The organism is Streptomyces sp. SAS_270 (assembly GCF_052543295.1).
Genome location: NZ_JBMNDS010000029.1, coordinates 1 through 10913, shown reverse-complemented (window position 1 = coordinate 10913; position 10913 = coordinate 1). Strand labels below are relative to the sequence as shown.

Here is a 10913-nt window from a genome sequence, read left to right as displayed (position 1 = left end):
CCCCCCCCCCCCCCCCCCCCCCCCCCCCCCCCGCGCCCGCGGGCGACTACCTCAGCTCGCCCACCACTCGCCCCGTCGCCGGAACAGGCACCCCGTAGCGTTCCGCGGCACGGAGCAGAGCCCCGCCGATGGCGTCCAGTTCCAGCGGACGGTCGGCCTCCGCGTCGCGTTGCATGGAGGACTTGGTCTCCGGAGGGAACGCGTCGTAGCGCTGGAGGGCGGCCGCGGCGTCGGCCGGTGCGCCGACGGCACGGCTGACCGCGGACGCCTCCTCCACCAGGGCGGTCAGCTCGTCGCGGTGGTGCGTGCGGATGTCGCCGAGCGGCGCACCGTAGCGGGTGGTCAGCAGGGCGAACGGCGCCAGAAACGCCATCTTCGCCCACAGCGCCGCCGCCTCGTCCTCCTGGACGCGCACGCGCACCCCACTCTCCTCGAAGGCCCCGGCAAGCGCGTCTAGCCGCTCCCGCACCACCGTCTCGCCGGTCAGATCGACCTCCAGGAACGGGCTGCCGTGTTCGATCACCCCGGGCGACAGTCGGGTCGACTCGACGCGGATCACCGCGGGCGCCACCCGGGCCGAGCCGTAGCGCTCACGCAGCGCGGCCGGGTGTTCGACGCCGTTCAGGAACGGTACGACCAGGGCGTCGTCACCCAGCACCTTCGCGGGCACCCGCTCCAGGGCCGCGTCCAACGTCGTGGCCTTCACGGCGATCACGCACACGTCGACGGGCTCGCGCAGCTCCTCCTCCGCCTCGACCCGTACGGTGAAATCGCCGAACTGCCCACTGCGCACCCGGATTCCCTCCGAGCGCAGCGCCCGTACGGTGTCGCCGCCCGCCAGACAGATCACCCGGTGTCCGGCACGGGCGAGCAGCCCGGCGAGCAGGCCACCGACGCCTCCCGGACCCAGTACGGCCACCGTCAGCTTGTCGTTCGCCATGTTTCCTCAAATCCTCTTGGAGCTGTCGGGGCCTCACCTCTCAAGGTCCCCGCTCCACGATGATCACAAGGGGCGCAGGCATCGGTCAACGGTGCGTTCCCCCGGCTACGGCAGCCGGACCGAAGCCCCCGGCTTCAGCAGATGCAGCCGCTCCGCGAGCCCCGCCCCGCCGAACGCCTTCGTCAACGCGGCGCCGTCCTCGGTGAAGTGGCCCCAGTGCTCGAAGTGCAGCGGTACGACATGACGCGCGCCGAGGATTTCGGCGGCCTGCGCGGCGGCCTCGCTGGTCAGGGTCAGCGGAGCGTCCGGCACGAGCGGGGTGCGAGCGGCGCCCGCGAACAGCACGGCCACGTCGAACGGACCGTGCCGCTCGGCGATCGCCCGGACGACGTCGAGGGAGGCGTTGTCCCCACTGACGTACACCTTGGGCAGACCCTCGCCGGACAGGACGAAGCCGGTGACCTCGCCCACGATCGGCTCCGAGCCGTCGGGCCCGTGCTGCGCCGGCACGGCGGTGACGCGCAGCGATCCGCCGTCGGGGCGCGGCAGTTCGACATGCGACCAGGACGGCAGGGCCCGCACGGGCGCGCCGATGCGGTCGTACGCCGACGCCGTGGACAGGGTGACAGGGGCGTCCTGAAGATACGTTCGCCCGGACGCGTCGAGGTTGTCCGGGTGCTGGTCGTGCGAGAGCAGGACGGCGTCGACCGCGCCGATCTCCGTCGCCGCGAGGGCGGGCCCGGCGGTCTTCACCAACTTCCGCGTGCCGAGGTGGTATTCGCCGGGGGCGTCGAAGGTCGGGTCGGTGAGCAGGCGTACGCCGCCGATTTCGAGCACGGCCGTGGGGCCGCCGACGTAAAGGATCTCCACAGTGGTCATGCTCTGCACAAGAGCGGGGCGCCCGCGGGTATTCCGACGGAAATCGCGGGGCCACGGCGGAGTGGCGCCGTACGAGCGACACTGGACGTATGTGCCGCAGCATCAAGACACTCCGCCCGCCCGTGCTCCCCGAAGAGGCCACCGAGGAGGACATCCGCGCCGCCGCTCTGCAGTACGTCCGCAAGGTCTCCGGCTTCCGCGCCCCGGCTGCCCACAACCGCGAGGTCTTCGACCACGCGGTGGAAGCGATCGCGGCGGCCACGGCCGAACTGCTCGGCGGCCTGGAGGTCCGGGGCGCCGCCCAGCGCGCGGGCTGACCCCAGGCCTACCGACAGCAGGGAGAGGACCTCAGGCCCCGCTCCCCGACTCCCGCATCCCGGGACGCCGGATCAGGAACGCGGCCCCCGCCCCCGCCCCGAAGAGCGCCACCACCGAAACCCCGGTGGCGAGCCAGGTCGTGCCGAGCCACTGTCCGCCGAAGTAGCCGAGGGCGACGCTGTACACGGCCCAGCACAGGCCGGCCACGATGGACCAGGGCAGGAACTCGCCGACCCGGCGGTGGGCGGCGCCCGCGCCGAGGGAGACGACCGAGCGGCCGGCCGGGGCGAAGCGGGCGATGACGACGAGCGCGCCGCCGGCCCCGCCGCCGCGCGCGAGAACCGCGCCGAGACGTTCCTGCGCACGCGTCAGCCGACGGGAGCGGGCGATGGCCCGGTCCAGGCGGGCGCCACCGCGCCAGGCGAGCCGGTAGGCCACCAGGTCGCCGAGCACCGACGCCGTGGCGGCGGAGAGGGTCAGCGCGAGGATGTCCGGCACCTCGTGGGTCACCGCGCCGCCGGCGGAACCGGCCGCCGCGGCCGTGGCGGCGGTGATGACCAGGACGCCGCTCGGCAGCACCGGCAGAAAGACGTCGAGAAGAACGGACACGGCGACCGCCGCGTAGATCCATGGGCTGCCGGTCAGCAACCCCACACTCTCAAGCACCCGAACTCCCCTGGACTCCCCCGTAGGCGTCCTGTGCTCCGGTGGTGCGAGGGAGCGGAAAGTGACACCTGTGACAGCCGTACAGCGTACGCCGCGCTTGTCACAGCAGGCTCATGGGGGCTCACGTGTTCGTCACGTCACGTTCACCCGGCTGCTGCTCCGGCGCGGCGGGGCGGGCCCGGATCCCGTACGAACGAGGGAGGAGGGCCGATCCGGCCGGGGGCGCGGACAAGAGGAGTGGGTCAGCGATGGTGGCAGGAATACTCGTCGGAGCCCTGGCGTCGGCCGTACTGGCGACGGGCGGTGCGGTGGGCCCCGCTGCTCCGGCCGCGCCCGACGGCTTCTGGATGCGGACGGACGCGCGCTTCGCGCCGCCCACCGCGTTCGTCCCGTCGGCGGCGGTGACGTACGACATGGATCTCGTTCCGGCGGCCGCCGGGATCGAGGTGAGCCAGCACAGCGACGAGCACGGCGCCACGGACGTACGGCTGCGGGTGACGGGTCTGCGGCCGGGGCACGCGTACGGCGTGCATGTGCACCAGAAGCCGTGCGGCGCGGATCCGGCCGCCGCGGGCGGGCACTACCAGCACCGCAAGGACCCCGCGCAGCCGTCCAAGGACCCGGCCTATGCCAACGACGACAACGAGGTGTGGCTCGACTTCACCGCCGGCGGCGAGGGAGCGGGCGAGGCGGCGGCCCGTCACGACTGGGGCTTCCGGCTGGGCGAGGCCGCCTCCGTGGTGCTGCACTCCGAGCCGGGCATGACGGGCGCACGCGTGGCGTGCTTCTCGGTGCCGTTCGGCTGGACCGCCGGGACTTCCTGACGGTGTGACGGGCTCTCAGCTCCTACGACGACGACGGCGCCCGCCTCTTGGGACAGGCGCCGTCGTCTTCGTACGAGGGGTCAGGCCGTGACGGGCTCGGAGGCCCGCTTCTCCTCGGAGCCCGGGGCCTGGCGGGTCGCGAACACCCGGTCGAGGCCGAGCGCGCCGGAACCGGTGAAGACCAGCAGCAGGAAGGACCAGCAGAACAGGACGGACAGTTCGCCGCCGTTCTGGATGGGCCACAGGGCCGCGGACTGGTGCACGTCGAAGTACGCGTACGCCATGGAGCCCGAGGCGATGAGCGCGGCGCCGCGGGTGCCGAGGCCGACCAGGACGAACGCGCCGGTGACGAGCTGGATGACCGCGGCGTACCAGCCGGGCCAGGTGCCGGACGGGATGGTGCCGCCATGGGTGCCCATGGCACCGCCGAGGACGCCGAAGAGCGAGGCGGCGCCGTGCACGGTGAAGAGCAGGCCGATGACGATGCGGAACAGGCCTATGGCGTAGGGCTGGGCGCTGTTGAGGCGTCCGGTCATGTGGGAGTGCTCCTTCGGTCTTGTCCGGCCCGTGGGAGGGCCGGATCCTGGGGACGGAACCGAGTGAGCACCAACGCTAGGAGAGGCTAATCGATGCTTTCAAGTTCAACATTTGGCCACCGGTTTGCTTCCGTTTGAGGTTCCGTTTCGGGTGTAGCCGCACGTAGGACGGCCCTCGCCACCGCATCGGCGTCCGAAAGTGTGACCGAATCCACCCCTGGCCGTGCCCCGGCCGCGGTCACCCAGTGCACTCCCTCTGTCGGTACTCCAACGGCGAACCGCCGTTTGTGCACCCGTCCTTGACTGTCCATCAGGTGATACGGGAGTGGTGTCACGTCCAGTCCGCCCGTCTCGTAGCCGTCGACGGTGTGCGGGCGGCACTGCCCGGCACGCAGAAGCCCGGCGAGCAGTTCGTCGGCAGTCCGCTTGAGGTCCGGTTCGGGCAGCCGTGCCTCGATGAGGGTGGTGGCCCGTACGGTCGAGTCCGGTACGTCGGGGGAGTGGGCGACCCACGCCCCGTCCTGCGCCCGCACCTCCAGGCGCGGGCCCACCACTTCCAGGACGCCCGCCTCGATCAGCGCGGCCATCTCCTCGATGCGCCGACGCGGCGGGCCGATGGAGAGAAAGGCGTTGAGCGGCGTGTACCAACGGTCCAGGTGCTCCCGGCGCGAGATGCCCGACAGCCCGCCGTGGTCCACGATCCGCCGCAACTCGTTGCGAAGGTCGCGCAACACGTCCAGAGCGGCCTTCAGGGGCCCCTCGACGTTCCCGAGCGCGGCCTGTCCGGCGTCCTCGCGCAGATACGCCAGCAGCCAGCCCCGCCACTCGGCGGCCCCGGCGAAGACGCGCCCGGCGTACGGCCGTGACATCCGCTCCCAGGACCACCGTTCGCCGCGCAGGACACCGAACTCGTCGAGGAGCGCGGCCTCTTGGGGGCTTCGGTGCGCCGCGCCGAGGAAGCGGTCCCGGAAGCTTTCGCCGTCCACGTCCCCGCCCCCGTCGTCGCAGTAGCCGTCGTCGGATTGTCGCAACAGCGCCTCGTAGTACACGGTCTCCACCTCCTTCGCCACCAACGGCCATATCTCGCCGAGGAAGTCGGGCGCGTCGCCGGAGTCCACGCGTTTGCGGAAGCGGGAGATCACCTCGTCGGTGAGGAGCAGGGGGGTGTGGCGGCCGTACGGGCCCTTCGCGTTGTCGCCACGCGCCTGGTACGGGATCCCGCGGCGTGAACCGGCGTACAGACGTGGCTCGTTGCCCGAACGCTCGTAGCGCAGTCCCCGCGGGGTGCGGGTGAAGTGTCCGCCGCGGCCGGTCGTCAACAGGGCCATGTGGTCGAAGAAGTTGAGGCCCAGGCCGCGCAGGACGACCGGCTCGCCCGGGGCGAGGGAGGAGAGGTCGACGTCCGCCGGATTGGCCGGCGGGATGTGGCGCAGGCCGTGCGCGTCGGCGTACGCGCCCAGGCGCCGCTGCCCGGGGTCGGTGCGCAGCGGCAGGTGGCCCTGGGCGAGGACCACCGCGGCGAGGCCGGTCAGGGTGCGACCGGTGGAGAGGGCGAGGACCTGGTGGCCGTCGGGCGCGTCGGCCAGCCGCACCGCACGCGCCGAGTGCACCTCGACGCGTACCTCGGCCGGGGCCCCGCGCACCACCTCGCCGAAGACCCACTCCAGGTAGTGGCCGTACTGGGCGCGGGTCGGGTAGTCGTCCGGGCCGAGTGCCTCGGGCCGCCAGGTGTGCAGGCTCGGGCCCGGGCGGACCGGCCCCGAGCAGTCCACGCTCTCGTCGGTGAACAGGGTCACCTGCGAGGCCACCGTGTTCATCAGCAGGTGCGGCGACTGGGCGGTACGCCAGACGCGGCCGGGCCCCGGCGGCGCCGGATCGACGACATGGACCGTCAACCGGGCGCCCGGCGCGAGGAGTTCCGGCGCGGAGGCGCAGAGACGTTCCAGGACGCTGGTGCCGCGCGGCCCGGCGCCGACGAGGGCGACGGACACGGAGACGTGCGGGGTCCCGGCGGGCTCGGCGGTCGCTGCGATCGCTGCGGACAAAGGGGTGACTCCCGGGCGTGGGGGGTGTGTGGCGCGCGTGGGGGCGCGACAGCACACCGTCCACTGGAAGCGGACGGTCCGCCTCATCATGCCGTCGTACGGGGCGGGAGCCGAGCCCGGGAGCGGTTGATCGGCTCCGGTTGTGGGATGCGTCACGAGCATCAGGGACATCCCCCACAACAACCGTACGCAACAGGTCCATTACGGCACGAGTGCGGACTCCACGGCGGTCTTCAGCTCCGCGGAACCGGCGCCGCCCCGCCCTGCCCGGGCCTGTTCGAGCCGCAGGGACGCCGAACGGCCGCGCAGGGTCAGGGTCATCAGCTGGTTGCCGAACCAGGGGCCGCCGGTTCTGCGCCACGTGAGGCTCGGACGGCCGCAGCGCCCGTGCCGGGCGAACCGTCGTCCGATGACCCGCGCGAGACCGCTCCAGCCGAAGCGGAAGCCGAGTCGGATGGAGAGCGGGACGGAGTTGTGGACGGGAGAACAGGTCAGCTGGAGAACGCGGGCGTCCGGACCCGCGCCCGTGGGCCAGGACGGCTCGGCGATGTAGGCGTGGTGGACGTCGCCGGACAGCACGCACACGGTCGCCGGCGAGTCCGGTCCCGACCCCGCCTCGGCGATCAGCTCGGCCAATGCCTCGAACGACGCGGGGAAGGCCGCCCAGTGCTCCAAGTCGGCCCGCCTGCGCAGGTATTCGCCGAACCGTGCCCACCGGGCGCCGCGCTCGCCGCGGCACAGCGCGGTGCTCCACGTCTCGGCGTCGTGGATGAGCGGCGGCAGCAGCCAGGGGAGCGAGGTGCCGACGAGGAGGTGGTCGTACGAACCGCGGGCGTCCAACGCCTGTTCCCGCACCCACTGTTGCTCGCCCGGGTCGAGCATCGCGCGGCTCTCCTCGTCGAGGACGCGGGCCGCGCGGCTGTCGACCATCAGCACCCGCACGCGGCCGAAGTCGCGACGGTAGCTCCAGCGGACGGAGGCCGGGTCGGCGTCGGCGCGGGCCGCGTGGGCGCGCAGGACGTCGGTGCCGTCGGGGGTGGTGCGGACGGCGGCGTACAGGACGTCCTCGGCCAGCTCCCGGGGCGAGAGATTGCCGAGGTGCTGATGCACCCAGTACGACATCAGGCCGCTCAGCACCCGCTCGCGCCACCACGGGGTGGCGCGCATGTCCTCGACCCAGGAGGCGCTGGTGTTCCAGTCGTCGATGACGTCGTGGTCGTCGAAGATCATGCAGCTGGGCACGGTGGACAGCAGCCAGCGGATCTCGGGGTCGAGCCAGGACTCGTAGTAGAGCCGGGTGTACTCCTCGTAGTCCGCGACCTGGTTGCCCGGGGGATCGGCGAGGCCGCGGCGGGCGGCTATCCAGCGGCGCGTGGCGTCGGAGGTCTCGTCCGCGTACACCTGGTCGCCGAGCAGCAGGAGGACGTCGGGTCGCTCGCCGTCGGGCGCGGCGGCGAGCCGGGTGGCCAGGGTGTCCAGGGCGTCGGGGCCCACCGGGTCGTGCTCGTCCTTGGGCGGCGCGGCCCAGCGGCAGGAGCCGAAGGTGATCAGGACGTCGTCGCCGTCGGCGGGTGTGCGGATGGCCGAGGGCGGAAAGGGGGTGTCGGGCGGCGGCCAGACGGGGGCGCCGTCGAGGAGCACCTCGTACGCGGACTCCGTACCCGGGGTCAGCCCCGTCACCGGGACCAGCGCGTAGTGGTGCCCGGCGACCTGGAAGGTGCGGGCCCGGCCCCGGGCGCCGCCGGCGCAGCGCACCTCGGCGGTGCACGGACGGCTCGCCTCGACCCAGACGGTCGCGGACGAGCCGTCGACGTACCTCAGCAGCGGGCCCAGGCACAGTCTCGCCACGAGATCACCCTCCTCCGTCGCCCCGTACGGTACGGAACGACGGAGGGGAGTGGGGAGGTTCCTGACAGGAACCCGGCGATCAGCAGCCGCTGAGGACCGACGACAGCTTGGACTTCTCGGCGGAGTCGACCGAGAGGTCGTAGTAGTACTTCACCTGGACCCAGGCGCGGACGTAGGTGCAGGCGTACGAGCTGAGCGGGGGCATCCACTCGGCCGGGTCCTGGTCGCTCTTCTGCTGGTTCACGTTGTCCGTGACGGCGATGAGCTGCGGGCGGGTCACGTCGTTGGCGAAGGCCTGCCGCTGGGCGGTGGTCCAGTTGCGCGCGCCGGAGTCCCAGGCCTCGGCGAGCGGGACGAGGTGGTCGATGTCGAGGTCGGAGGCGGCGGTCCAGGTGGCGCCGTCGTAGACGGAGTACCAGCTGCCGCTGGTGGCGGTGCAGGCGGAGTTGGTGACGACGTTCGAACCGTCGCGCTTGAGGACGTACTCGCGGGTGTTGCAGGTACCGCTGATGGTGATCCAGGTCGGGAACAGGTCCCGGTTGTAGCCGGTCCGGACCTCGGTCGCCACGTCCAGGGAGGCGAGGTAGGTGCGGGCGGTGGCGGCGCTGACCGGCGTGGGCAGCGCGGCGGAGGCGGCCGGACCGTTGAAAAGTCCGACCGAGGCTATGAGAGCACTGAGCGCTGCGACTATGCTGAGCCGTCGACGCGCGTAGACCTTCGCCATGCGAACTCCCTTTGGGTGGGGGGAAGTTGAGGTGCGAGCGGGGAAATGCTCGCGGCGCTCGGTTTCCGGAAGATGTGGGGCAGGTTAGAAGTTAGTGACGTGCTCATGACACGACAAGGTTCCTGACGGGATCGGCCCGGGACCAAAGGCCCTACGGAGGCCGCGTGGGACTCACGTACGATGGGCAGCGCAGAAGGGGAGTAGCTCTTCGCCGGACCGTCGACATACTGCTCAGCTCGTCTGAGCCGGCGCCCGGAGGCAGACCTCGTTTCGAGGGGTCGGCCAGCGAGACCTTCGGTAAGCAGTGCACCGACCCGTGCCTCATGGCGCGGGAGCCCATGTGTGCTGCCGTGCCGAGGTGTCGCAGCGCGATCACACGCTCTCGGCGGGGCAGCCCGACCGATTGAGGAATCTTGATCAGCATCACCGTCACGGCGCTCGTCTTCGGCGTCGTCTTCCTCGCCGAACTGCCGGACAAGACGGCCCTCGCCGGGCTCGTCCTCGGCACGCGCTACCGCGCCTCGTACGTCTTCGCGGGGGTCGCCGCCGCCTTCGCACTCCATGTCGCGCTCGCCGTCGCGGCGGGCAGCGTGCTGACGCTGCTGCCCCAGCAGATCGTGCACGCGCTGACGGGTGTGCTCTTCCTCGGCGGTGCGGCCGTACTCCTGATGAAGAAGGACGAGGGCGAGGGGGAGATCCGCAAGCCCGAGGACCAGAGCTTCTGGAAGGTCTCGGGGGCGGGCTTCATGCTCATCCTGATCGCCGAGTTCGGTGACCTCACGCAGATCATGACGGCGAACCTCGCGGCCCGCTACGACGACCCGCTCTCCGTCGGCCTCGGCGCGGTGCTCGCGCTGTGGGCGGTGGCCGGGCTCGGCATCCTCGGGGGCCGGGCGCTGATGAAGCGGGTGCCGTTGCGGCTCATCACCAAGGTGGCGGCCGTGCTGATGCTGGGGCTGGGCGTGTGGAGCCTCTACGAGTCGGTGGCCGGGTGAGCGGCGGGGTGAACGTGGGGGGTCCTGCCGGTGTCTGTAGCGGGCCTTCGCGGGAGCCCTGTGCATCGTCCCTGGTCAGAAGCGGTGGCGCGAGGGGCACTCCGTTTTGTATCGTGGAGGAACAAAGTGGCTCCCGCCCGCACTCCCTGACCGGCGGGCGGGGCCGCCTTGTCCCGGGGGCCGTGACAGCGGCCCCTTTCCTGCGTTTCCCGCGTTTCCTGCGTCCTGGAGCATGCCGATGACGGCCACGACCGTTTCCGTTCTGACCGCCCGCGCCCTGCTGCTCGACATGGACGGCACCCTCGTCAACTCGGACGCCGTCGTCGAGCGCTGCTGGCGCCGCTGGGCCGACCGGCACGGGCTCGACGGGGCCGAGGTCATGAAGGTCGTCCACGGGCGGCAGGGGCACGCCTCCATGGCCGTACTGCTGCCCGAGCGGCCCATGGCGCAGAACCACGCGGACAATGCGCGCATGCTCGCCGAGGAGACCGCCGACATGGACGGCGTCGTCGCCGTCCCCGGCGCCGAGGCCTTCCTCGCCTCCCTCGCCGGGCTGCCGCACGCCCTCGTGACCTCCGCGGACGTCGGCCTGTCCTCCGCGCGGATGGCCGCCGCGGGGCTCGGCCTTCCCGACGTGCGGATCACCGCCGAGTCCGTCGGCGCGAGCAAGCCGGATCCCGAGGGGTTCCTCAAGGGCGCCGCCGAACTGGGCATCGCGCCCGAGGACTGCGTTGTCTTCGAGGACTCCGGGGCGGGGATCGACGCCGGGCGCTCCGCGGGGATGCGGGTCGTGGGGGTCGGCCCTCGGGCGGGCGCCCACCGGCCGGACGTGCTCGTCCGCGACCTGCGCGAGGTCCGCGTCGAGGACGCCGGGGGTGGCGTGATCCGCCTGCACGTCGGCTAGCCCCGGGGCTTGTCTCGACGGTGACCCGGGGTGGGTGGGCGAACCCCGGGCACCCCATGCTTGAACGGTCACCCGGGGTGGGTGGGCAAACCCCGGGCGCCCCTTGTTTCCTTGTCACCCGGTGTTGGTGCTGGGCGGGGGTGGGTCACGCAGCCCGGCGTTCACGGGGTGCCGCTGCGCCCACCCGTGCCGCCCCTAGCGGCACGATTGCCCGCAGTAACGAGGCTTCGCCAG

The 10913-nt window shown here is 72.2% G+C and carries 11 protein-coding genes; 4 read left to right on the top strand and 7 right to left on the bottom strand.

Annotated features, from left to right (window positions below; genetic code table 11):
• Window positions 1-46: 46 nt before the first annotated feature.
• Both ACN6LB_RS20665 and ACN6LB_RS20660 read right to left on the bottom strand, forming a co-directional pair.
• Window positions 47-940, bottom strand: a complete 894-nt coding sequence (locus ACN6LB_RS20665; RefSeq protein WP_445027213.1) for a ketopantoate reductase family protein — start codon at window positions 938-940, stop codon at window positions 47-49.
• 105 nt (window positions 941-1045) lie between these two features.
• Window positions 1046-1819, bottom strand: a complete 774-nt coding sequence (locus ACN6LB_RS20660; RefSeq protein WP_356142855.1) for an MBL fold metallo-hydrolase — start codon at window positions 1817-1819, stop codon at window positions 1046-1048.
• Window positions 1820-1908: 89 nt separating this feature from the next.
• On the opposite strand from ACN6LB_RS20660, the gene ACN6LB_RS20655 reads away from it, so the two are divergent.
• On the top strand, window positions 1909-2136 hold the full coding sequence (locus ACN6LB_RS20655) for a DUF2277 domain-containing protein (RefSeq protein ID WP_356142857.1): 228 nt from the start codon (window positions 1909-1911) through the stop codon (window positions 2134-2136).
• Window positions 2137-2167: 31 nt separating this feature from the next.
• Here the strand turns inward: ACN6LB_RS20655 and ACN6LB_RS20650 are convergent, their stop codons facing one another.
• Window positions 2168-2803: a DedA family protein gene (locus ACN6LB_RS20650; protein ID WP_445027212.1), complete on the bottom strand. Its 636-nt coding sequence runs from the start codon at window positions 2801-2803 to the stop codon at window positions 2168-2170.
• 248 nt (window positions 2804-3051) lie between these two features.
• Here ACN6LB_RS20650 and ACN6LB_RS20645 point away from each other — a divergent pair, with 248 nt between their 5' ends.
• Complete coding sequence (locus ACN6LB_RS20645; RefSeq protein ID WP_445027211.1) at window positions 3052-3627, top strand: superoxide dismutase family protein; 576 nt, start codon at window positions 3052-3054, stop codon at window positions 3625-3627.
• A gap of 80 nt (window positions 3628-3707) precedes the next feature.
• Here the strand turns inward: ACN6LB_RS20645 and ACN6LB_RS20640 are convergent, their stop codons facing one another.
• The 4 genes from ACN6LB_RS20640 to ACN6LB_RS20625 form a co-directional block, all read right to left on the bottom strand.
• A complete protein-coding gene (locus ACN6LB_RS20640) occupies window positions 3708-4163 on the bottom strand; it encodes a DoxX family protein (protein ID WP_356142863.1) in 456 nt (151 codons plus the stop codon).
• Between the two features lie 86 nt (window positions 4164-4249).
• Window positions 4250-6208: an FAD/NAD(P)-binding protein gene (locus ACN6LB_RS20635; RefSeq protein WP_445027210.1), complete on the bottom strand. Its 1959-nt coding sequence runs from the start codon at window positions 6206-6208 to the stop codon at window positions 4250-4252.
• A 201-nt stretch (window positions 6209-6409) separates the two neighbouring features.
• Window positions 6410-8056, bottom strand: coding sequence for an alkaline phosphatase D family protein (locus ACN6LB_RS20630; protein WP_445027209.1), 1647 nt, complete (start codon window positions 8054-8056; stop codon window positions 6410-6412).
• Window positions 8057-8135: 79 nt separating this feature from the next.
• Window positions 8136-8780, bottom strand: coding sequence for an HNH endonuclease family protein (locus tag ACN6LB_RS20625; RefSeq protein ID WP_445027208.1), 645 nt, complete (start codon window positions 8778-8780; stop codon window positions 8136-8138).
• A gap of 413 nt (window positions 8781-9193) precedes the next feature.
• Here ACN6LB_RS20625 and ACN6LB_RS20620 point away from each other — a divergent pair, with 413 nt between their 5' ends.
• Together ACN6LB_RS20620 and ACN6LB_RS20615 are read left to right on the top strand one after the other, a co-directional pair.
• Window positions 9194-9775: a TMEM165/GDT1 family protein gene (locus ACN6LB_RS20620; protein WP_445027207.1), complete on the top strand. Its 582-nt coding sequence runs from the start codon at window positions 9194-9196 to the stop codon at window positions 9773-9775.
• A gap of 238 nt (window positions 9776-10013) precedes the next feature.
• Window positions 10014-10679 carry an HAD family hydrolase gene (locus ACN6LB_RS20615; RefSeq protein WP_445027206.1) on the top strand — a complete coding sequence of 222 codons (666 nt, stop codon included), beginning with the start codon at window positions 10014-10016 and terminating at the stop codon, window positions 10677-10679.
• Window positions 10680-10913 lie beyond the last annotated feature (234 nt).

Coding starts and splice junctions, on each gene's coding strand:
- ACN6LB_RS20665 (WP_445027213.1), bottom strand. CDS start 940: ATGGCGAACGACAAGCTGACGGTGGCCGTACTGGGTCCGGGAGGCGTC.
- ACN6LB_RS20660 (WP_356142855.1), bottom strand. CDS start 1,819: ATGACCACTGTGGAGATCCTTTACGTCGGCGGCCCCACGGCCGTGCTC.
- ACN6LB_RS20655 (WP_356142857.1), top strand. CDS start 1,909: ATGTGCCGCAGCATCAAGACACTCCGCCCGCCCGTGCTCCCCGAAGAG.
- ACN6LB_RS20645 (WP_445027211.1), top strand. CDS start 3,052: ATGGTGGCAGGAATACTCGTCGGAGCCCTGGCGTCGGCCGTACTGGCG.
- ACN6LB_RS20640 (WP_356142863.1), bottom strand. CDS start 4,163: ATGACCGGACGCCTCAACAGCGCCCAGCCCTACGCCATAGGCCTGTTC.
- ACN6LB_RS20625 (WP_445027208.1), bottom strand. CDS start 8,780: ATGGCGAAGGTCTACGCGCGTCGACGGCTCAGCATAGTCGCAGCGCTC.
- ACN6LB_RS20615 (WP_445027206.1), top strand. CDS start 10,014: ATGACGGCCACGACCGTTTCCGTTCTGACCGCCCGCGCCCTGCTGCTC.